Below are 21,375 nucleotides of genomic sequence, written 5' to 3'. Positions count from 1 at the left end.
AAGGTCATCGCGGGTTACGTTGGTCGGAAGCCGTACCGGAGCCGACCGAAACGGAGCCCGCGATGCCCTTCGCCCGCCTCGCGACCGCGACCACGCCGACCTGTCACATCGGCCTCGGCCTCGCCGCGGTCGGCCGCCCCGGCTACATCAACCTCGGCCGCGAGGAGGACCTCGGAGAGGACCGCAGCGTCGCCGCCCTCCGCACCCGCACGCACGAACTCCTCGACGCCGCCTACGCCCAGGGCGTCCGCTACTTCGACGTGGCCCGCTCGTACGGCCGCTCCGAGGAGTTCCTCGCCGACTGGCTGAACGCCCGCCCCGACGCCGCCGCCGAGGTGGTCGTCGGCAGCAAATGGGGCTACACCTACACCGCCGGCTGGTCGGCGGACGCCGAGACGCACGAGGTCAAGGACCACACCGTCCAGACGTACGACCGCCAGCGCGCCGAGACCGCCGAACTCCTCGGCGACCACCTCGACCTCTACCAGATCCACTCGGTGACCCCGGACAGCCCGGCCCTCACCGACAAGGAGTTGCACGCCCGCCTCGCGGAAGCCGCGTCCACCGGCCTCACCATCGGCTTCTCCACGAGCGGCCCCGCCCAGGCCGACGCCGTCCGCGCCGCCCTCGCCGTCACGGTCGACGGCGAGCCCCTCTTCCGTACCGTCCAGTCGACGTACAACGCGCTGGAGACCTCGGCCGGCCCCGCCCTCGCCGAGGCGCACGACGCCGGACTGACGGTGATCGTGAAGGAGGGCATGGCCAACGGCCGGCTGGCCGGGCCGCACGCTCCCGACGCGCTGCGGGCGGTGGCCGAGGAGACCGGCCTCGGTTGTGACGCCGTCGCTCTCGCGGTCGTACTGCGACAGCCCTGGGCCGGAGTCGTTCTCTCCGGCGCGGCGACGCTCACCCAGCTCGTCTCGAACCTCCACGCGGCCGCGGTCGATCTCGACGAGGACCAGCTGGCCCGCCTCGCCGCCCTGGTCGAGGAGCCCGAGGCGTACTGGGAGCGGCGCGGCAGCCTGCCCTGGCACTGACGCGAAACCATCTCCGACCAGCCTCTTGTGAGTCGCGCATGCCCAGAGTGAGACAAGTTTGTCTCAAGTGGGATACCATTGTCTCATGGCCCTCGATCGTGAGCAGGTGCTGCGCAGCGCAGCCGCCCTGCTGACCCGTAAATCCACCGCGACCATGGACGAGGTCGCCAAGGCCGCCGGGATCAGCCGGGCCACCCTGCACCGGCACTTCGCGGGGCGGGACGCGCTCGTCCGCGCGCTGGAGGCGCTCGGCATCGAGGAGTGCGAGGCGGCCCTGGACGCGGCCCGCCTGAACGAGGGCCCGGCGGCCGAGGCCGTCCACCGCCTGGTCCGCGAGATCGAACCGGCCGCCGGCCTCCTGGCCTTCCTCTACACCGAGAACCAGCTGTTCGAGGGCGGGCAGCAGAACCCGGGCTGGACCCGGATCGACGACCGCATCGCGGCCCTCTTCCGACGCGGCCAGCAGAGCGGCGAGTTCCGTATCGATCTCACGCCCGCCTGGCTCACCGAGGCGCTGTACGGCCTGCTGGCCTCCGCCGCCTGGGCGGTGTCGGAGGGCAGGGTCGCCCCCAAGGACTTCACCCACATGATCGTCGAGCTGTTGCTCGGCGGCGCGCGACGAAGAGAGGAATCATGACCAGCACCCTGCAGCCGGCCTTCGCGAGGGAGACGGACAAGCGTCCGGGCCGCTGGCTCGCGCTCGCCGTCCTCGTACTGGCCGTGCTGCTGGTGGCCGTGGACGCGACCGTCCTCGGCCTCGCGACCCCTTACATCAGCGAAGACCTCAAACCCTCCGGCACCCAGCTGCTGTGGATCGGTGACGTCTACTCGTTCGTCATCGCCGGACTGCTGGTCTCCATGGGCAGCCTCGGCGACCGCATCGGCCGCAAGCGGATCCTGCTCGGCGGCGCCACCGCGTTCGGCGCGATATCCGTCCTGAACGCGTACGCGACCACCCCTGGGACGATGATCGCGGCCCGCGCCCTGCTGGGCGTCGCCGGCGCGACCCTGATGCCCGCCACCCTCGCCCTGATCCGCAACCTCTTCCACGACCCGCGTGAGCGCAGCCTCGCCGTCGGCATCTGGGGCGCCACCGCCTCCGCCGGTACGGCGGTCGGCCCCATCGTGGGCGGCTTCCTGCTCGAACACTTCTGGTGGGGCTCGGTCTTCCTCATCAACCTGCCGGTGATGGTGGTCCTGGTCCTCGTCGGCATCAGGACGCTCCCCGAGTCCCGTAACCCCGACCCCGGCCCCTGGGACCTGACCAGTGTCGTCCTGTCGCTGGTCGGCATGATCGCGGTCGTGTACGCGGTGAAGGAGGCCGCGACCCACGGCGTCACCGGCGTCACCGCGGCCGCCGCCCTCCTCGGCGCCGCGGCCCTCTACGGCTTCGTCCGCCGCCAACTCACCATGCCCAGGCCCCTGCTGGACATGCGGCTGTTCCGCGGACGCGGCTTCAGCGGGGCGGTCCTCGCCGACCTGCTGACCGTACTCGGCATGTCTGGCCTGGTGTTCTTCCTCTCCCAGTATCTGCAACTGGTCCAGGGCAGGCATCCGTTCGAGGCGGGCCTGGCCGAACTCCCCGCCGCCGTGGGCGCGGTTGCGGCGGGCCTGGTGGCCGGCCGGGCGGCCCGCCGCCACTCGGTACGGGCGGTGGTCTCCGGCGGCCTGGCGGCCGTCGGCGTGGCCCTCGCGGCCCTGACCACGCTCGCGCAGTCCACCGGCTACCCGATCCTCGGCGCGGCCCTTCTGGTGGTCGGCGTCGGCGCCGGCTTCTCCTTCACGGTCACGGCGGACGTCATCCTCTCCAGCGTCCCCAAGGACCAGGCCGGCGCCGCCTCGGCGGTCTCCGAGACGGCGTACGAACTGGGCGCGGCCCTGGGCATCGCCCTGCTCGGCTCGATCGTGATGGGCGTCTACCGCGGCTTCCCGGCCCCGGCGGGCACCCCGGCCGCCGCCCACGAATCCCTGGGCGCGGCGGTGCAGGCCTCGACGGCCATGCCTCCCCACTCGGCGACCGAGATGCTGGCGGCGGCCCGGAACTCCTTCGTCCACGGCCTGCACCTGGCCTCGGGCGCGGGCGCCGTGGTCCTGCTGGCGACGGCAGTGGAGGCCTGGTTCCTGCTGAAGGGGCAGAAACTGGAAAGCGGCACGCAGGCGTGACACCTCACTTCTTGTAACCGAGCACCGTCATCATCCCGCTCTCCGAGTGGTACTGGTTGTGGCAGTGCAGCATCCACAACCCGGGATTGTCGGCGTCGAAGTCGAGCACCAGCTTGCGGTGCGGCAGCACGATCGTCGTGTCCTTCCGGGCCCCCGCCGAGTTCAGCCCGGTGACCGAGAACGTGTGCCCGTGCAGATGCATCGGATGCCACATGTCGGTCGCGTTGATGAGGGTCAGCCGCACCCTCTCACCGGCCCGCACCGCATGCCGCTGCCGCACGTCGTACGGCTTGTGGTCGAACCCCCAGTCGTACTTCTGCATCGTGCCCGTGATCCTGATCCGCAGGTCGCGGTCGGGCACCCGGTCGTCCATGGCGACGGACTCGGCCGGCAGCAGACGGCGCGCCGGCACGACCTCGCGGTCCAGCTCGTCCGGGCGGACATCCGGCGCCGGAAGGTTCCTTCCCTTGTCCGTGCGGAGGACCGCGAGCGCCTTGCCCTTCTTGCCCTCGGCGAGTGCGACCAGGGGGAAGACGCCGTCCTTGGCGGTGATGAGGACGTCGTACCGCTCGGCCATGCCGACGAGCAGGGCGTCGGTCCGCTTGTGCTGCACGGGGTAGCCGTCGGTGTGGGTGACGGTCATGGCGTGGTCGCCGAGTGCGACCCGGAAGGCCGTCTCGGAGCCCGCGTTGATGATGCGGATCCGGACACGGTCGCCGGGGCGGCAGCGGAAGACGGAGGGGTCGGTGCGCAGCCGCCCGTTGGCCAGGTAGTGGGGGTAGGCGACGTTGCCGCCCTCGCCGTGCAGCATGCGGCTGTGGGAGTCGCGCAGCACCCGGTCGGGGCCCGTTTGCTTGCTGGACCTGGAGGGTGTCGCGGACGCGCTCGCCGACCCGTGCGGGCTCGGGCTGCCGTGGCCGGGGCCCATGCCCATCCCCATGTGCATGGCCATGGAGCCGCCCGGCTTGAGCTGGTCGAGCACCTTGTCGGGGGTGGAGCCCTCGATGCCGTCGACCCAGTCGTCCAGGACGACGATCCACTCCTTGTCGTAGGCGAGGGGCTCCTTCGGGTCGTCGACGATGAACGGCGCGTACAGGGCGCGGTCGGGCTGCATGTCGACGTGTGAATGCAGCAGATACGTGCCCGGGTGGGCGGCGACGAAGCGGTAGACGAAGTCCGTCCCCGGCGCGATGCCGGGCTGGGTCAGGTCGGGAACGCCGTCCATGTCGCAGCGCAGCCGCACCCCGTGGGCGTGCAGCGTGGTCTTCTCGGTCAGCCGGTTGCTGAGGGTCAGGCTCAGGACGTCACCGGCGGTGACCCGCACCAGCGGCCCCGGGACCGACTCGTTGTAAGCCCAGCTGTGCACGGACTGCCCGCCCAGGTCCAGCAGGCTCTCGGCAGCCGTGAACGTGACCATGCGGACGGGGCCGGAGCCACGCTTCCGCTCGGTCGCGAGCACCTCTGGATCCGACGGGTTGACAAACCCCTTGGGTCCCTGCGGGACGAACGCCGCCGTCCGGGCCGTGTGCTGCGGGCCGGACCGGGAGGAGGAGTCCGAGTCGGAACAAGCGGCCAGGAGCTCCGCACCGGCGGCAGCGAACGGAGCAAGGAGCAGGGTACGCCGAGAAGGTTTCTGCATGTCTGAATAAGACATGCTGTGTGCTCATATGGCCGGTAAATGCGCAGGAATAACCGAAGTGTCGGGCCAGATTCCACCGCCAGGCGGACGTCAGGGATGTCAGGCGAACGGCAGACAGACGGGCACGGACCCCCGGTCCGTGCCCGTCCGCCGAAAGAGTGTCAGGCGGCCTTCGCCTTCGTCGCGTACATGTCCACGTACTCCTGCCCGGAGAGCCGCATGACCTCGGCCATCACCGAATCGGTCACGGCCCGCAGCACATAGCGGTCCCGGTCCATCCCCTCGTACCGGGAGAACTCCATGGCCTCGCCGAAGCGGACGGTCACCTTGCCGGGCCGCGGGATGCCCGCACCGCCCGGCTGCAGCTTGTCCGTGCCGATCATCGCGAACGGCACCACCGGCGCGCCGGTCATCAGCGTCAGCCGGGCGATGCCGGTACGGCCCCGGTACAGCCGGCCGTCGGGGGAGCGGGTGCCCTCGGGGTAGATCCCGAAGATCTTGCCCTCGTCCAGAACCCGCTTGCCGGTCATCAGTGCGGCGACACCGCCGCTCGCGCCGTCCCGGTCCACCGGGATCATGCCGACCCCGGTGAAGAACCAGGCCATCAGCCGGCCCTTGAAGCCCTTCCCGGTGACGTACTCGTCCTTGCCGATGAAGAACACCTGCCGCTTGCTCACCAGCGGCAGGATCATCGAGTCGATGAACGTCAGGTGGTTCCCGGCGAGGATGACCGGACCGTCTCCGGGGATGTGCTCCACGCCCTCCACCTGGAGGCGGAACATCAGGCGCATGATCGGTCCGAGCGCTGCCTTGATGAACGCGAAGCGGGACAACGGGTCCTCCGATGTCGAGGGGGCGGTATGAGTCTGTGCAGGTGAGGACATTACTCGCGGCTCTGTGGGGAGCGCACATCGAGCACCGTCGGTTCACCGAGGTCTTACGCACTGTTGACGTTGGTTTACCTGCGGTGCCGCCCAGGAGACAGCTCGCGACACGGTCGCGACGATGTGACGGAAGTCGCCGACAGACCGTCATGAGTCGCCGTTCGTCAGCCATACGGCGTCACCCGACCGTTGGGTCGGCGGTCTCCCGTCGGTCACGTCCGCAGCCCTACGATCAGCCGGCATCGAAGGGCGAAGGTCAGGAGAGCGCTCATGAACGCGAACGACTCGGACGAGCGGACACAGGTGAACGGTACGACCGGACGGCGGGCGCTGCTCGGTGCCGCGGTGCTCGGCGCCGGCGGAGCGGTCCTCGGACTGCCCGGCGCCGCCAGAGCGGCCGAGGCGAAGCAGTCCGGCCACGGCATCGGCGGCCTGAAGAGCCTGCCCAAGCCGACGGTCATCGGCCACCGGGGCGCCAGCGGCTACCGCCCGGAGCACACCTTCGGCTCCTACAACCTGGCCCTCGACCTCGGCGCCGACGTCGTCGAGGCCGGCGACCTGTGCCCCACCAAGGACGGCTACCTGGTCTGCCGTCACGAGCCCGAGATCGGCGGCACCACGGACGTCGCCGACCACAAGGAGTTCGCCGACCGCAAGACCACCAAGGTCCTGGACGGCATCCCCACCACCGGCTGGTTCACCGAGGACTTCACGCTCGCCGAGCTGAAGACACTGCGCGCGATCGAGCGCATCCCGGCCAACCGCCCGCACAACACGCTCTACAACGGCCGCTGGGAGATCCCCACCTTCGAGGAAGTCCTCAAGTGGCAGGACGAGCAGACCCGCAAGCGTGGCAAGCAGGTCTGGATCTACCCCGAGACCAAGCACCCCACCTACTTCCGCAAGCTGGGCCTCGGACTTGAGGAGCGGGTCGCCAAGCTGCTGCGCAAGTACGGCAAGGACAAGCGGAACTCGCCGGTCATCCTGCAGTCCTTCGAGCCGACCAGCATCCAGCGCCTGAACACGCTGGTCGACAACCCGCTGGTCGTCCTGCTCTCCGCCGCGAACACCCAGCCCTACGACTTCGTCGCGACCGGCGACCCGCGCACCGTCGCCGACCTGATCACGCCGAAGGGCCTGCGGGAGATCGCCGGCTACGCGCAGGGCATCGGCCCGACCGTGGACCTGATCATCCCGAAGGACGCGAACGGCAACTTCACCACGCCGAGCACGCTGGTCGCGGACGCGCACAAGGTGGGACTGATCCTGCACCCCTACACCATGCGCAACGAGAACCCCTTCCTGCCGCCGGCCTACCGCAAGGGCGGCGACGTCACCGCGTACGGCGATGTCTTCCCCGTCTTCCAGACGTACTTCGAGACCGGCATCGACGGAGTCTTCTCGGACAACGCCGACACCGCGATCCTGGCCCGCGACGCCTTCGTCAACGGCTGAGCCCCAGGACCCCGTTCGGGGTGTCTCCGGCCGCCCCGGCAACCTGCCCCGGGGCGGCCGCGTCGTTCCGCATATGACGCACGACCTGGTTGCCGCCCTGGGCCCCCTGCTCACCGCCGAGGCCTCTGCCGAGGCATATGCCTGCGGAAGCGATCCCGGCGACCTGGAACAGACCGTCTGGCTCCGTCTGCTGGAGCGGCTGGAGACCCACGGCCCGCCACGGGCCCCCGAGGACTGGCTGCGCAGAGCCGTCAGGGCCGAGTCCCGCCGCACCCGTCGTACGACACGGCATGAACGCTCCTACGGCACCGAACCCACCGACCACACCACCCCCACCCCCGAACAGCGCGCCGTCACCACCGCCCACCACCGCGCCCTGCGCGAGGCGGTCGCCCGCCTCCCCGGCCGCTGCCCCCGCCTCCTCCAGGCCCTGCTCTCCCCGAAGGACCTGACATACCGGGAGATCGCGGGGGAGTTGGGTATCTCACAGGGCAGTCTGGGACCGGAACGTTCCAGATGTCTGGGATGTCTGCGCCGATTGTTGACGCCGGAGGTTGCGTCCCGCGAAGCGCGGGGATAGGAGTGAGAACGACAGGCGATCAGGTGAGCGGGAGGCGTGCGCACATGGGCATGAGCGTGACCATCTCGGTGGCGACCGAGCAGGACGCAGAGCAGATCTTCAGGCTCCAGTACCTGTGCTTCCAGAGCGAGGCGGCGCTGTACGGCAACTACCGCATCGACCCGCTCGTCCAGAGCCTCGACTCGGTCCGCCAGGAGGTCGCCTCCGACTGCGTCTTCGTCGCCCGCCTCGGCGAGGAGGTCGTCGGCTCGGTCCGCGGCTCGGTCACCGAGGACGGCGCCGCCGCCATCGGCAAGCTCTGCGTCCACCCCCGCCTCCAGGGCCACGGCATCGGCGCGAGGCTGCTGCGCGCGGCGGAGGCGGCACTGGAAGGAGAACGCGGAGCCAAGAAGTTCCGCCTGTTCACCGGCCACAGGAGCGAGGGCAACCTGCGCCTGTACCGCCGGGTCGGCTACGAGACGGTAGGCACGTCAAAGGGCCAGGACGGCGTACCCATGATCGTCCTGGAAAAGCCGGCCAGCACGTACGCGACAACGGCCTAGCTTCTCAACGCCCCGAACCGGAGCGCCCCGAAAGGGGCGCGGGGCTGTGTTCGATTTGCGGCCACCACCGCGCGGGCGCGACCGGCCACAACGGTCCGCAGTCGCCCATGTCGCTCAGCCCTCCTGCTGCTTGGGCGCCTTCCGCAACCAGTACAACGCGGAAACCGGCAACAGCACAGGAATGAACACGTACCCCATCCCGTAGTCCGACCACACGGTCGCGTCCGGGAACGCAGAAGGGTCGACGAGGGTCCAGGTACCCACGATCAACACCCCGGCGAGCTCGGCGGCACAGCACACCTGTGCCGCCTTGCGCGCGGCCTCGCCGCCCCGCACGAGCGTGTACGTGATGAACCCGTACACCACCCCCGCGACCGCCGACAGCGAGTACGCGAGCGGCGCCCGGTCGAACTCGGTCGCGATCTGGTACACGGATCGCGACACGGCCCCGACGACCATCACGCCGTAGAACCACACGAGAAGCGTGCCCGGCCCACTGGTGAGCCGCTTCGGCCTCTGCTCCACGGTCGTCATCTCACCCTCCCCAGATGTCATAGAGCCGCACCTCCAGCACGGCCAGCACCACACCGCCCGCGGCGACGGTCACGGAACCCCATCGGGTCCGTTCGGCGAGCGACATGAACCCCGCGGCAGGGACACACGCGAACGCCCCCAGCAGATAGGCCACGAAGATCGTCGTACCCTGCGCCGGTTTGTCGCCCCGCACCAGCAGCACGATCCCGGCCACCAGCTGGATCACCGCCAGCACCGACACCACGGCCATCCCGATGAAGTGCCAGTCCTTCGTCGGCTGGTCCCGGTACGCGGCCCAGCCGCACCACGCGGCGAGCAGCAGCGCGGCGACTCCGGTCACCAGCAGCAGGGCATTGAGCATGCGGTGACCTTATTACGGCCGAAAAGGCCCGACGTCGTCGCCCCCGCCCTGCGCCGTAGGGTCGGGACCATGACGCTCCGGACGATCCACGCACAAGCCCTGCTCTTCGACAACGACGGCACCCTGGTCTCCTCCCTCGCCTCCGTGGACCGCTGCTGGACCCGCTGGGCCGTCGAGTACGGCGTCACCGAGGACTTCGCCCGCGTCGAACTGCACGGCCGCCCCGCCGCCGAGATCGTCGCCGACCTGCTCCCCGCCCACCTCGTCCCGGAGGCGGTCGCCCGGGTCGAGCAGCTGGAGGTGGAGGACGTCCCCAACGGCGGTGTCCAGCTGCTCCCCGGCACCGCCGTCCTGCTCGACTCCCTCCCCGCCGACCGCTGGGCCGTCGTCACCTCCGCCACCCGCCGGCTCGCCGAGGCCCGCCTGGACGCGGTCGGGATACGACCGAAGACGCTGATAGCCGCGGACGACATCACCCGCGGCAAGCCCGACCCCGAGCCCTACCTCCTCGCCGCCCGCAGGCTGGGCGTCGACCCGGCCGGCTGCGTGGTCTTCGAGGACGCCCCGGCCGGTCTCCAGGCAGGCCGCGCCGCCGGGATGACCACCGTGGCGTTGACCACAACCCACCAGGCGCATGAGCTGGACGCCGACCTCGTGGTGCAGGACCTCTCGGCCCTGTCGGCGCTGGTCACCGACCACGTCGTCGAGATCTCGACGCGCGGCTGACGTGCGTCCGCCGCTGTCCAGCATGCGGACAGCGGCGGCCTGTCAGGACCGTCCGTCTGGTTTACTGATCGCATGACCACGACGAGCGACCGCACCCCTGCGACCGAGGCGACCATGACGCCCGGTGCTCGTTGTATGTGTCGAATGTGCGCCTTCTAGAGGGCCCCCGCACCACCCCAGAGCCTCGCGCCCCGAAGCGAGCCGCCGCCGTGGCCTGTCCGTACGCCCTGAGCCGTATGTGACCCGGCTGCCCCGCGCACATTTTCCCTCCCGTACCAGGGCACACCCACGCCCGCGTACTCAACAGTGATGGAATCCCAGTGATCACCACAACGGGCCTGACCAAGGTCTACCGCTCCCGCGGCCGCGAGATCACCGCCCTCGACGGGGTCGATCTGCATGTCCGCGAGGGCGAGGTGTACGGCGTCATCGGCCAGTCCGGCGCCGGCAAGTCCTCGCTCATCCGCTGCGTCAACCTCCTGGAGCGTCCCACCGCCGGCACCGTGACGGTCGGCGGCCAGGACCTCACCGCCCTCGCCGGACGCGGCCCCCGGGCCGGCAAGGAGCTGCGGCAGGCACGCAGCCGTATCGGCATGGTCTTCCAGCACTTCAACCTGCTCTCCTCCCGGACCGTCCAGGACAATGTCGAGCTGCCGCTCGAAATCCTCGGCACGTCGGGGAAGGAACGTTCCCGCAAGGCGCTGGAGCTGCTCGACCTCGTCGGTCTCGGCGACAAGGCGAGGGCCTACCCGGCCCAGCTCTCCGGCGGTCAGAAGCAGCGTGTCGGTATCGCCCGCGCACTCGCCGGCGACCCCAAGGTGCTGCTCTCCGACGAGGCCACCAGCGCCCTCGACCCGGAGACCACCCGCTCCATCCTCCAGCTGCTGCGCGACCTGAACCGGCAGCTGGGCCTGACCGTCCTGCTCATCACGCACGAGATGGACGTGGTGAAGTCGATCTGCGACTCGGCCGCCCTCATGGAGAAGGGCCGCATCGTCGAGTCCGGGACCGTCAGTGAGCTGCTCGGCACCCCCGGGTCCGAACTGGCCGCCGCACTCTTCCCGGTGGGCGGCGAGGCCTCCGGCGACGACCGCACCGTCCTCGACGTCACCTTCCGCGGCGAGGCCGCCACCCAGCCGGTCATCTCCCAGCTCTCCCGCACCTACAACATCGACATATCGATCCTCGGCGCCGCCATCGACACCGTCGGCGGCCTTCAGATCGGCCGGATGCGCATCGAACTGCCCGGCCGCTACGAGGACAACGTGGTGCCCATCGGCTTCCTGCGCGAACAGGGCCTGCAGATCGACGTGGTGGGCCAGGAGCCCGCGCTGGTGAAGGAAGGTGCCAAGTGAGCTGGACTGATTGGTCTGCGATGCAGCCGCTGCTGTCCCAGGCGTGTTGGGACACCCTCTACATGGTCGGCTGGTCCACGCTGATCGCCGTCGTCGGCGGACTCCCGCTCGGCGTCCTGCTCGTCCTCACCGACCGCGGCGGACTGCTCCAGAACGTGCTGGCCAACAAAGTCATCGGGCAGATAGTGAACATCGCCCGCTCGATGCCGTTCATCATCCTCATGGTCGCGCTGATGAACTTCACGCGCTCGATCACCGGGACGACCATCGGCCGCGAGGCCGCCATCGTGCCGCTCGCCATCGGTGCCATCCCGTTCTTCGCGCGTCTGGTCGAGACGGCCGTCCGCGAAGTGGACGGCGGGCTCGTGGAGGCCGTGCAGTCGATGGGCGGCAACACCTGGACCGTCGTACGGAAGGTCCTCGTACCGGAGTCGCTGCCCTCGCTGATCTCCTCCACCACGACCACGATCGTCGCGCTCATCGGCTACTCGGCCATGGCCGGCACGGTGGGCGCCGGCGGGCTCGGCGACATCGCCATCCGGTACGGGTACCAGCGCTTCGAGACCGAGCTGATGTGGATCACCGTGGCGATCCTCGCCGTCGTCATCTCGCTCATCCAGTTCGCCGGCGACTACACGGCCCGCTCCCTGCACCGGCGCGGCGGACAGTCCGGCCCGGCGCCGAAGCTGCGGCTGCTGAAGGCCTCGACGGCCACCAGCAAGACCGTCTGAGCCGCTCGCACCCCCCACAGATTTCCCCGCACCACCCACCGCGGGGTCGCTCCACCCTTAAGGAAAGGCACTTTTCGTGCGTAACACCGCCAAGCTCACCACCGCCGTCCTCGCCGCCGGAGCCCTCACCTTCGGGCTCACCGCCTGCGGCTCGGGCAAGGACTCCGCCTCCGGCTCCTCCGACTACAGCGGACCGCTGGTCGTCGCCGCGAGCCCGACCCCGCACGCCGAGATCCTGAACTACGTCAAGGACCACCTGGCGAAGAAGGCCGGACTCGACCTGGAGGTCAAGGAGTTCCAGGACTACATCGTGCCGAACACCGCGACCGAGGACGGCTCGGTGGACGCCAACTACTTCCAGAACCAGCCGTACCTCGACGACTTCAACAAGAAGCGCGGCACCCACATCGTGCCCGTCGTCACGGTCCACCTGGAGCCGCTCGGCCTCTACTCCCACAAGGTCAAGAGCGCCGACGCGCTCAAGAGCGGTGCGACCGTCGCCGTCCCGAACGACGCGGTGAACGAGGCGCGTGCCCTCAAGCTGCTCGCCGCCAACGGGCTCATCACCCTCAAGGACGGTGCCGGCAGCGAGGCGACCCCGCAGGACATCGCCAGGAACCCGAAGAACCTCCAGTTCAAGGAGGTCGAGGCGGCCCAGACCGCGCGCTCCCTGGACGACGTGGACGCCGCGGTGATCAATGGCAACTACGCCATCTCGGCCGGTATCAAGCCCGCCAAGGACGCCCTCGTCCTGGAGTCCGCGAAGAACAGCCCGTACGGCAACTTCCTCGCCGTGAAGAAGGGCAACGAGAAGGACCCGCGGGTGAAGAAGCTCGCCAAGCTCCTGACGTCGCCCGAGGTCAAGAAGTTCATCGAGGACAAGTACCAGGGCTCGGTCATCCCGTCCTTCTGATCGTCCCTCCGACGGCAGCTGTACGACTTTCCGACGGCACGTATACGGCGTATCGCCACGCACGGGGTCCACTCGCTCACCGCGGGTGGACCCCGTCGTGCGGTTCAGTGGTTTCATGCTGCATGCTGGGCAGTTCGCAGGGCCCTGAAGGATTTCCGAAGGTTACGGAGTGGCGCATGGCTAGCACCTTCCCCAACATCTCCATCAGCACGGAGCGGTTGGTGCTGCGTCCCCTCGACGAGGACGACGTGCCCGCCCTGACCGAGATGATGAACGACGAGCAGGTCGCGGCCTGGACCGACGTGCCCCAGCCGTTCACCGAGGACGCGGCCCGGCACTGGATCACCGACTACGCCTCCGCCGAGCGCACCGAGGGGCGGGGCCTCGACCTCGCGGTCACCGAGTTCCTCACCCAGCGCCTGGTCGGCGTCATCCAGCTCACCAAGACCAACTGGCACATCCGGTCGACCGAGTTGTCGTACATCATCGCCCCCTGGGCCCGCGGCGAGGGCTACGCCTCCGAGGCCGCGCTCGCCACCGCCCACTGGCTCTTCGGCGACCAGAAACTCGAACGCATCGAGATCCGTACCGCCGCCGACAACACCGCCTCCCAGCAGGTGGCCCAGAAGATCGGCTCGATCAGCGAGGGCGTGCTGCGCAACGCCTGCATAGTCCACGTCCGCACCGAGGACGGCACCTGGGCGGACGTGCGCACCGACTTCATCGTGTGGAGCCTGCTCCCGGAGGACCTGGACGGCGCGGGCGAGGAACTCGCCGAGAGCGGTGGCTTCACCTCCTGGAACTGACGCCGACGGGACTCGCCCCGCCGCGCGCCGGACAGCTCCACCAGGTACTCTCACGGAGCCCGCCCACGGGCCCCGGACCATGACGACCTGCGAAAACCCTGGAGACTGACGACGATGGCCGACCGGGTCACGGTGATCGGCTGGGACGGCTCGCCCCTGACCGCCGCAGGACGCGGCGCGCTCGGCGCCGCCACGCTCGTCGCGGGCGCGGCCCACCATCTCGCCCTCCCCGAGGTGCCACAGACCGCCGAGCGCATCCGCCTCGGCAGCGTCGCCCTCGCCGCCCGCCGTATCGCCGGCCACCGCGGCACCGCGGTGGTGCTCGCCGACGGCGACCCCGGCTTCTTCGGCGTCGTACGGACCCTGCGCGCGCCCGAGTTCGGCCTGGAGGTCGAGGTCGTCCCCGCCGTCTCCTCGGTGGCCGCCGCCTTCGCCCGCGCCGGCATGCCCTGGGACGACGCCCAGGTGGTCGTCGCACACCGGCGCACCCTGCGACGCGCGGTGAATGTGTGCCGCGCCCACACCAAGGTCGCCGTCCTCACCTCACCCGGCGCCGGACCCGCCGAACTCGGCCTGCTGATGGAGGGCGTCCACCGCACCTTCGTCATCTGCGAGGAACTCGGCACCGACCGCGAGCAGGTCAGCGTCGTCACCTCCGACAAGGCCGCCGACCACACCTGGCGCGACCCCAACGTCGTCATCGTCATCGGCGGTCCTTCCGCACCGTTGGCGGCCGGCGAGGGCAGTGGCTGGATCGCGGGCCGGGACCCGTCGGCCGGCCCGCGCGGCTGGGTGCAGCCGGATGCGGAGTACGGCGAGGGAGCCGCGCTCGGCGAAGGGGAAACGGATCTGCTGAGGGCCGCCCAACTCGCCCGGCTGGGCCCCCGGATGGGGGACCTGGTCTGGGACATCGGGTGCGGCAGCGGCGCGTTCGCCACCGAGGCCGCGCGCGCCGGAGCCGCCGTCATCGCCGTCGACCGGGACCTCGCGGCCTGCGTCCGCAGCGAGTCGGCCGCCCGCAAGTTCGGGGTCCAGCTCCAGATCGTGCACGGCGGTGCGCCCCATGTGCTGGAGAACCTGCCCGAACCCGATGTCGTCCGGGTCGGCGGCGGGGGAGCGGCCGTGGTCACCGCGGTCGCCGACCGCCGCCCGCAGCGCATCGTCACCCATGCCGCCACCCGCGACGCGGCCGAACTCATCGGACGCGACCTGACCGAGCACGGATATCAGGTCGAGTGCGCACTCCTGCAGTCCGTCGAACTCGACACCAGGGCCTGGACGGAGACCGAGCGGCACGTCGCGTTCCTGCTCAGCGGCGTTCTTCCCGAACGCGCCCCGTGATCCTGTTGTCATACTGCGCGCGGTAGGCTGGCCGATCGCTGCACCGCACCGGTGGCCCGGAAATTCGTTCGTCAATATCCGGAAAACGCGCCTCTTTTGGGGCGGGTGTGGTACGGCAGAACCGGGGACGCGCAACGTGGCGCAGTCCACAGCGGGCTGTCGCGGATCACGCTGTCGCGACGGTCGAACGGCCGGGACAATGCCACTGAATGGCTTTGTCGCCTTTTCCGGCGGGTCGTTCGTGCCGCTGGGCACGCACGCTCGTTCTTCACTGCGGGGCGGTCGGTGCGCCGTCCCGGGTGAGCTGGTCGTAGAAGGCACTAACCGATGGGCGAGGGGTACGCATGACGGACACCGGCCAGGTCCCGGGCGAGGGACTGCCGGAGAGCGCAGGCATGGTGGAACAGCCGGGCGTTCCCGCGCACGGCGCGTACACCTACCTCTCCGAGTCGCCCGCCGAGGACGAAGACCTCTTGCTGCCGGGCACCCAGGGCGCCTGGGGCAACGAAGTGCCGCCGCCGGCCCCGGAGCCGGTCGTCGAGACCGTCCACGAGCCCGGCCCGCACGAGACGGACGGCCGGGACAGCGGGTCGGTCGACCTCAGCGCCGTCCGGCTGCCCAACTCGGTACCGGCGTCCCCGATCCTCTCGGTGCCCCACGATCCTGCGGCCGCCCCGGCCCCGCGCCGCCCGCTGCACCTCGGTCCGCCGATCCCCGACACCTCCGCCAGTCCGGTCCGCTCCCTCGCCGACCGTGGGCCGGCCGGCACGCCGGTCCGGCAGCCGGGCCTGCCGACGGCCGGTCCCGAGTACCTCGACGCACAGCCGCTGCACGAGGCCGCGCCTCAGTCGGCCGCGCCCTGGGGCGCGCCGCAGACGGCGGTCCCGCAGGCCGCCGTCCCGCAGGCCGCGCCGGTGGCACAGGTGAGCGCACAGGCCCCGGCTGGCGAAACGGTTGTTCCGGCACCGGAGACGGTCACTCCCGAGGCTCCCCTGGCTCCCGTGGCTTTCGCCCAGGAGTCCGTGGTGGCTCAGCACTTCCCCGCTGCCGATCCGTCCGGCGTCGCAGGCGTCGCGGCGGAGCAGCAGGCACCGGTGGGAGTCGAGATGCGGGCCGACACCGAGTACGGTCCGGAGGGCGCGGCCCAGCCGGTCGACGGGGGCGTTCCGGTACCCGTTGCCGAACCGACGGCACCGCAGGTTGCGCAGGCCCCGGAAGGCGTTCAGGGGCCTGTGACGGGTGCCGTGGCGGAGGCTGGGCCAGTGGTCGCGGAGGCTCCGGAGGCGCCGCAGGTTCCGGAGATCCCGCAGGTTGCGCCGGTTCCTGAGGTTCCGGCGGGGCAGGACGCGGTGCCGGCCCCCGGTGCCGGAGTGGCTCCCGGCTCGTTTGCCGATCCTGAGGCGGTGCCGGTGGTGGAGGCAGTGGTTCCGGAGCCGGCCGCCCAGGCCGTGGTGGCCGAGCCGGTGCATCCCGTGGCGCCCGTCGTGCCGGAGCCGCAGATCGTGGAGCCGGTCGTACCCGAGCAGCTCGCAGAGACCATCGCGCCCGAACCCGTTCCGGTGCCCGAGCCCGTTCCCGCCCCGGAAGCCGCCCCGGCCGATGCCGGTCAGCCGGTGGTCACCGCGCCGCCCGTGCCGGTGCAGCCCGAGGAGGCCGTTGCCGAGGCGCCCGCCCCAGCGGCCGTCGCCGAGGCCCCGCAGCAGCCGGAGCCCTTCGCCCCCGCCGCCCCGGAGGCCGAACAGGCCGCCCCGGACGCCGTAGCGCCGGAGGCTCCGGCCGAGTTCCCCGCGGCGGCTGTCGCACCGCCGGCCGAGGCCGCTGCCCCCGAGTTCCCTGAGCCGGCGCCTGCCCAGCCCCTCGCCGGCCCTCAGACCCAGGGCGCCGCCGCGGCCCAGCCCGAGGAGCCCCCGGCGGCCGTTCCGACGGAAGCCACGGCCGACCAGACCCTCGGCGAGTTCGTCGCCGTCGACGGCCAGGTGCCGACCACCCCGCATCTCGCCCCGACCCCGCCGCACCCGTTGGTCCTCCCCGCCCAGGACCAGGGCGAGACCGTACGGGAGCAGGCCGCCACCGTCCCCGCGCCCCGTGAGGCCGAGCCCGGTCCCGGTCCGGTGGCGGACCCCGATGTCGTACAGCGAGCGGAGGACCTGGAGACCAGGGCCGCCGACCAGGAAGAGAGCACGGCCCCCGTGGCAGAAGCACGTCAGTCCACCGGCCCGGCCGCGCCCGCCTACGACGACGCCGAGCGCGAGGCCGTCCTCAAGGTCATGCGTGAACGCCGTGACATCCGCAACGGCTTCCGCGGCGACCCGATCCCGCACGAGGTGCTGCTGCGTGTCCTGGAGGCCGCCCACACCGCGCCCTCCGTCGGCCACTCCCAGCCCTGGGACTTCGTCGTCATCCGGTCCGCCGAAACCCGGCGCAGCATGCACGAACTGGCCATGCGCCAGCGCGACGCCTACGCCAAGTCCCTCCCCAAGGGCCGCGCGAAGCAGTTCAAGGAACTGAAGATCGAGGCCATCCTCGACACCCCGGTCAACATCGTCGTCACCGCCGACCCGACCCGCGGCGGCCGCCACACCCTCGGCCGGCACACCCAGCCGCAGATGGCGCCCTACTCCGCGGCCCTCGCCGTCGAGAACCTCTGGCTCGCCGCCCGCGCCGAAGGCCTCGGCGTCGGCTGGGTCAGCTTCTTCGACGAGCGCGAGATGGTCCGCGCGCTGGGGCTGCCCGAGCACCTCGAGGTCATCGCCTACCTGTGCGTCGGCTACGTCGACGAGTTCCCGGACGAGCCCGAGCTGATGCAGGCCGGCTGGTCCAAGCGGCGCCCGCTGTCCTGGGTGGTGCACGAGGAGACGTACGGCCGCCGTGCCCTGCCCGGCGAGGACCCGCACGACCTGCTCGCCGAGACCGTCGCCGGGATCCGCCCGCTGGACGCCAAGGCGCTCGGCGAGGCCTGGGAGAGGCAGAAGCGGATGACCAAGCCGGCCGGCGCGCTCGGCATGCTGGAGATCATCTCCGCCCAGCTGTCCGGCCTGTCCCGGCAGTGCCCGCCGCCGATCCCGGAGCCCGCGGCCGTCGCGATCTTCGCCGGCGACCATGGCGTGCACGCGCAGGGCGTCACCCCCTGGCCCCAGGAGGTCACCGCGCAGATGGTGGCCAATTTCCTCGGCGGGGGAGCGGTCTGCAACGCGTTCGCGTCCCAGGTGGGCGCCGAGGTGTGCGTGGTGGACGTCGGTGTCGCCTCCGAGCTCCCGGCGACGCCAGGTCTGCTGCCCCGCAAGGTCCGCGCGGGCACGTCCGACATGACGACCGGCCCGGCGATGACCCGCGAGGAGGCCAAACAGGCCATCGAGGTGGGCATCGAGACCGCTCGCGACCTGGTGGCGGCCGGCAACAAGGCCCTGCTCACCGGTGAAATGGGCATCGCCAACACCACGGCGTCCGCCGCGCTCATCTCCGTCTACACCGGAGCCGACCCCGCCGAGGTCACCGGCCGAGGCACCGGCATCAACGACGAGACCCTCGCCCGCAAGACCGAGGTCGTCCGCCGCGCCCTGGACATCCACCAGCCGGACCCGGCCGACCCCATCGGCGTCCTGGCCGCGGTCGGCGGCTTCGAACACGCGGCGTTGGTCGGCCTGTTGCTCGGCGGCGCCTCCCTTCGCACCCCGGTGATCCTGGACGGCGTCAGCGCAGGCGCGGCAGCGCTCGTGGCCCGCGCGATCGCCCCCGAGGTCCTGGCCGCCTGCATCGCGGGCCACCGCAGCGCGGAGCCCGGCCATGTCGCCGCCCTCAACAAACTGGGCCTGCGCCCCCTGGTCGACCTGGACCTGCGCCTGGGCGAAGGCACGGGCGCGTTGCTGGCGCTTCCGCTGGTGCAGAGCACGGCGAGGGCGATGCACGAGGTGGCCACGTTCGACTCTGCGGGCGTGACCGAGAAATAGGCAGGGCAGTTCCGGGTCTCCTCTTGGCCAACCAGGTGGTTGTGTCCACCCGTTCCGCCGGGACGGAACGGGTGGACACAACCACCCACAGCCGTGCACCCGGCCCGCAACGCTCAGCCATCGGACACCTGACCCGTCAAAACCCGGTGCCGCTTAAAATGCCCACGTCAGGGCACCGAACACCGCCGCCACACCAGGGAGCCGCACCCTCATGGCCGAACACCCCGCCTACCCAGTAGGCCTCCGCCTCACCGGCCGCAAGGTGGTCGTCCTCGGCGCCGGGCAGGTGGCTCAGCGCCGTCTCCCCGCCCTTGTCGCGGCAGGCGCCGACATCACCCTCGTATCCCCCGAGGCGACCCCCTCGGTCGAGGCCATGGCGGACGCGGGCGAGATCACCTGGCTCCGGCGCCCGTACCAGGACGGCGATCTCACCGAGGCCTGGTACGCCCTCATCGCCACCAGCGACACCGACGCCAACACCGCCGCCTCCGCCGAGGCCGAGCGCCACCGCGTCTGGTGCGTCCGTTCCGACGATGCCGATCAGGCCACCGCCTGGACCCCGGCCACCGGCCACAGCGAGGGCGTCACGGTCGCCGTGCTCACCACCGACGCGCGGGGCCGCGACCCCCGCCACACCGCCGCCATCCGGGACGCGGTCGTCGAAGGTCTGCGCGACGGCACCCTCGTCGCCCCGCACCACCGCACCCGCACCGCGGGCGTCGCCCTGGTCGGCGGCGGCCCCGGCGACCCCGACCTGATCACGGTGCGCGGCCGCCGCCTCCTCGCCGAGGCCGACGTCGTGATCGCCGACCGCCTCGGCCCCCGCGACCTGCTCGCCGAACTCCCCCCGCATGTCGAGGTGATCGACGCGGCGAAGATCCCGTACGGCCGTTACATGGCCCAGGAGGCCATCAACAACGCCCTGATCGAACACGCCAAGCAGGGCAAGTCGGTCGTACGGCTGAAGGGCGGGGACCCCTATGTCTTCGGCCGGGGCATGGAGGAGGTCCAGGCGCTCGCCGAGGCCGGCATCCCCTGCACGGTCGTGCCCGGCATCTCCAGCTCGATCTCCGTGCCGAGCGCGGCCGGTATCCCGGTCACGCACCGGGGCGTCGCGCATGAGTTCACCGTGGTCAGCGGCCATGTCGCGCCGGACGACGAGCGGTCGCTCGCCGACTGGCCGTCCCTCGCGAAGCTCACCGGGACCCTGGTGATCCTGATGGGCGTCGACAAGATCGGGCAGATCGCCAAGACCCTGGTCGCCCACGGCAAGTCCCCGGACACCCCGGTCGCCCTGGTCCAGGAGGGCACGACCGCCGCCCAGCGCAGGGTCGACGCGACCCTCGCCACGGTCGCGGAGGTCGTGCGCGCCGAGGAAGTGAAGCCCCCGGCGGTCATCGTCATCGGCGAGGTCGTGAACGGCGGCCCGAACCCGTCCGCCGGAGCGGCACCGGCGTAACCCCGGGTAACACAACCCGCTCCAGCCCGTTGGCACCACACCCAGGACAAGGCAGTATCACCCTGTGGCCGATCTCATCACCGTTGAGGATCCCGACGACCCGCGCCTGCGCGACTACACGGGCCTGACCGACGTCGAGTTGCGCCGCAAGCGCGAACCGGCCGAGGGTCTGTTCATCGCCGAGGGCGAGAAGGTCATCCGCAGGGCGAAGGACGCGGGCTACGAGATGCGTTCGATGCTGCTGTCCGCCAAGTGGGTCGACGTCATGCGCGATGTCATCGACGAACTCCCGGCCCCCGTCTACGCGGTCAGCCCCGAGCTCGCCGAGAGGGTCACCGGGTACCACGTGCACCGCGGCGCGCTCGCCTCCATGCAGCGCAAGCCGCTGCCGACGGCGACCGAGCTGCTGCGCACCACCCGCCGGGTCGTCGTCATGGAGTCGGTCAACGACCACACCAACATCGGTGCGATCTTCCGCTCGGCGGCGGCCCTCGGCATGGACGCGGTGCTGTTGTCCCCGGACTGCGCCGACCCCCTCTACCGCCGCAGCGTGAAGGTCTCGATGGGCGCGGTCTTCTCCGTGCCGTACGCCCGTCTCGACACCTGGCCCAAGGGACTCGACTCGGTCCGCGAGGCCGGGTTCACGCTGCTCGCCCTCACTCCGGACGAAAAGGCCCGCAGTCTCGACGAGGCCGCCCCGCACCGGATGGACAGGGTCGCCCTGATGCTCGGCGCGGAGGGCGACGGCCTCTCCACCCAGGCGCTGGTCGCCGCCGACGAATGGGTCCGCATCCCGATGTCCCACGGCGTCGACTCCCTCAACGTCGGCGCGGCGGCCGCGGTCGCCTTCTACGCGGTGACCACCGGCCGCCCGGAGGCGTAGGCCCCTGTCTGCTCCGGAC

The 21,375-nt window shown here is 71.0% G+C and carries 19 protein-coding genes; 15 read left to right on the top strand and 4 right to left on the bottom strand.

Annotated features, from left to right (window positions below; translation table 11 throughout):
- The first annotated feature begins 62 nt into the window (after positions 1 to 62).
- The 3 genes from ABTY98_RS07550 to ABTY98_RS07540 all read left to right on the top strand — a co-directional run bounded on the left by ABTY98_RS07550 (position 63) and on the right by ABTY98_RS07540 (position 3,200).
- Positions 63 to 1,037: an aldo/keto reductase gene (locus tag ABTY98_RS07550; protein WP_352219942.1), complete on the top strand. Its 975-nt coding sequence runs from the start codon at positions 63 to 65 to the stop codon at positions 1,035 to 1,037.
- A gap of 85 nt (positions 1,038 to 1,122) precedes the next feature.
- Entirely contained in the window at positions 1,123 to 1,674 is a 552-nt protein-coding gene (locus ABTY98_RS07545; RefSeq protein WP_352219941.1) for a TetR/AcrR family transcriptional regulator, read from the top strand.
- Positions 1,671 to 3,200 carry an MFS transporter gene (locus ABTY98_RS07540; RefSeq protein WP_352219940.1) on the top strand — a complete coding sequence of 510 codons (1,530 nt, stop codon included), beginning with the start codon at positions 1,671 to 1,673 and terminating at the stop codon, positions 3,198 to 3,200. The genes ABTY98_RS07545 and ABTY98_RS07540 overlap by 4 nt, the downstream gene beginning before the upstream one ends.
- A gap of 4 nt (positions 3,201 to 3,204) precedes the next feature.
- Here ABTY98_RS07540 and ABTY98_RS07535 read toward each other — a convergent pair whose 3' ends face one another.
- Both ABTY98_RS07535 and ABTY98_RS07530 read right to left on the bottom strand, forming a co-directional pair.
- On the bottom strand, positions 3,205 to 4,839 hold the full coding sequence (locus ABTY98_RS07535) for a multicopper oxidase family protein (protein ID WP_352219939.1): 1,635 nt from the start codon (positions 4,837 to 4,839) through the stop codon (positions 3,205 to 3,207).
- A gap of 161 nt (positions 4,840 to 5,000) precedes the next feature.
- Positions 5,001 to 5,672 (bottom strand): lysophospholipid acyltransferase family protein, encoded by a 672-nt coding sequence (locus ABTY98_RS07530; RefSeq protein WP_352219938.1) that lies wholly within the window; start codon positions 5,670 to 5,672, stop codon positions 5,001 to 5,003.
- A 321-nt stretch (positions 5,673 to 5,993) separates the two neighbouring features.
- On the opposite strand from ABTY98_RS07530, the gene ABTY98_RS07525 reads away from it, so the two are divergent.
- The 3 genes from ABTY98_RS07525 to ABTY98_RS07515 all read left to right on the top strand — a co-directional run bounded on the left by ABTY98_RS07525 (position 5,994) and on the right by ABTY98_RS07515 (position 8,300).
- The gene (locus ABTY98_RS07525; protein ID WP_352219937.1) at positions 5,994 to 7,178 is read left to right on the top strand and encodes a glycerophosphodiester phosphodiesterase; all 1,185 of its coding nucleotides are present in this window, start codon (positions 5,994 to 5,996) and stop codon (positions 7,176 to 7,178) included.
- Between the two features lie 73 nt (positions 7,179 to 7,251).
- Positions 7,252 to 7,758: a sigma-70 family RNA polymerase sigma factor gene (locus ABTY98_RS07520; protein ID WP_352219936.1), complete on the top strand. Its 507-nt coding sequence runs from the start codon at positions 7,252 to 7,254 to the stop codon at positions 7,756 to 7,758.
- Positions 7,759 to 7,802: 44 nt separating this feature from the next.
- Positions 7,803 to 8,300: a GNAT family N-acetyltransferase gene (locus ABTY98_RS07515; RefSeq protein WP_352219935.1), complete on the top strand. Its 498-nt coding sequence runs from the start codon at positions 7,803 to 7,805 to the stop codon at positions 8,298 to 8,300.
- A 114-nt stretch (positions 8,301 to 8,414) separates the two neighbouring features.
- Here ABTY98_RS07515 and ABTY98_RS07510 read toward each other — a convergent pair whose 3' ends face one another.
- Together ABTY98_RS07510 and ABTY98_RS07505 are read right to left on the bottom strand one after the other, a co-directional pair.
- Positions 8,415 to 8,855 carry a hypothetical protein gene (locus tag ABTY98_RS07510; protein ID WP_502994168.1) on the bottom strand — a complete coding sequence of 147 codons (441 nt, stop codon included), beginning with the start codon at positions 8,853 to 8,855 and terminating at the stop codon, positions 8,415 to 8,417.
- The gene (locus ABTY98_RS07505) at positions 8,836 to 9,195 is read right to left on the bottom strand and encodes a hypothetical protein (RefSeq protein ID WP_352219933.1); all 360 of its coding nucleotides are present in this window, start codon (positions 9,193 to 9,195) and stop codon (positions 8,836 to 8,838) included. Before ABTY98_RS07505 ends, ABTY98_RS07510 begins: the two co-directional genes overlap by 20 nt.
- A gap of 69 nt (positions 9,196 to 9,264) precedes the next feature.
- On the opposite strand from ABTY98_RS07505, the gene ABTY98_RS07500 reads away from it, so the two are divergent.
- From ABTY98_RS07500 to ABTY98_RS07460, 9 genes are all read left to right on the top strand, one after another.
- The gene (locus tag ABTY98_RS07500) at positions 9,265 to 9,921 is read left to right on the top strand and encodes an HAD family hydrolase (RefSeq protein ID WP_352219932.1); all 657 of its coding nucleotides are present in this window, start codon (positions 9,265 to 9,267) and stop codon (positions 9,919 to 9,921) included.
- A 320-nt stretch (positions 9,922 to 10,241) separates the two neighbouring features.
- A complete protein-coding gene (locus ABTY98_RS07495) occupies positions 10,242 to 11,276 on the top strand; it encodes a methionine ABC transporter ATP-binding protein (RefSeq protein ID WP_352219931.1) in 1,035 nt (344 codons plus the stop codon).
- A 20-nt stretch (positions 11,277 to 11,296) separates the two neighbouring features.
- Entirely contained in the window at positions 11,297 to 12,007 is a 711-nt protein-coding gene (locus ABTY98_RS07490; protein ID WP_352220190.1) for a methionine ABC transporter permease, read from the top strand.
- A gap of 76 nt (positions 12,008 to 12,083) precedes the next feature.
- Positions 12,084 to 12,920, top strand: a complete 837-nt coding sequence (locus tag ABTY98_RS07485) for a MetQ/NlpA family ABC transporter substrate-binding protein (protein WP_352219930.1) — start codon at positions 12,084 to 12,086, stop codon at positions 12,918 to 12,920.
- A 176-nt stretch (positions 12,921 to 13,096) separates the two neighbouring features.
- Positions 13,097 to 13,726 carry a GNAT family N-acetyltransferase gene (locus ABTY98_RS07480; protein ID WP_352219929.1) on the top strand — a complete coding sequence of 210 codons (630 nt, stop codon included), beginning with the start codon at positions 13,097 to 13,099 and terminating at the stop codon, positions 13,724 to 13,726.
- Positions 13,727 to 13,840: 114 nt separating this feature from the next.
- A complete protein-coding gene (gene cbiE / locus ABTY98_RS07475; RefSeq protein WP_352219928.1) occupies positions 13,841 to 15,067 on the top strand; it encodes a precorrin-6y C5,15-methyltransferase (decarboxylating) subunit CbiE in 1,227 nt (408 codons plus the stop codon).
- Between the two features lie 344 nt (positions 15,068 to 15,411).
- The gene (gene cobT, locus ABTY98_RS07470; protein ID WP_352219927.1) at positions 15,412 to 19,014 is read left to right on the top strand and encodes a nicotinate-nucleotide--dimethylbenzimidazole phosphoribosyltransferase; all 3,603 of its coding nucleotides are present in this window, start codon (positions 15,412 to 15,414) and stop codon (positions 19,012 to 19,014) included.
- 211 nt (positions 19,015 to 19,225) lie between these two features.
- Entirely contained in the window at positions 19,226 to 20,473 is a 1,248-nt protein-coding gene (gene cobA, locus ABTY98_RS07465; RefSeq protein ID WP_352219926.1) for a uroporphyrinogen-III C-methyltransferase, read from the top strand.
- A 64-nt stretch (positions 20,474 to 20,537) separates the two neighbouring features.
- On the top strand, positions 20,538 to 21,356 hold the full coding sequence (locus ABTY98_RS07460; RefSeq protein ID WP_351735755.1) for a TrmH family RNA methyltransferase: 819 nt from the start codon (positions 20,538 to 20,540) through the stop codon (positions 21,354 to 21,356).
- Positions 21,357 to 21,375 lie beyond the last annotated feature (19 nt).

The sequence above is a fragment of the Streptomyces sp. NPDC096040 genome, from assembly GCF_040303265.1.
Lineage (GTDB): Bacteria > Actinomycetota > Actinomycetes > Streptomycetales > Streptomycetaceae > Streptomyces.
The sequence above is the reverse complement of the archived record's forward strand: the minus strand, read 5'-3'. Positions and strand labels throughout refer to the sequence as shown.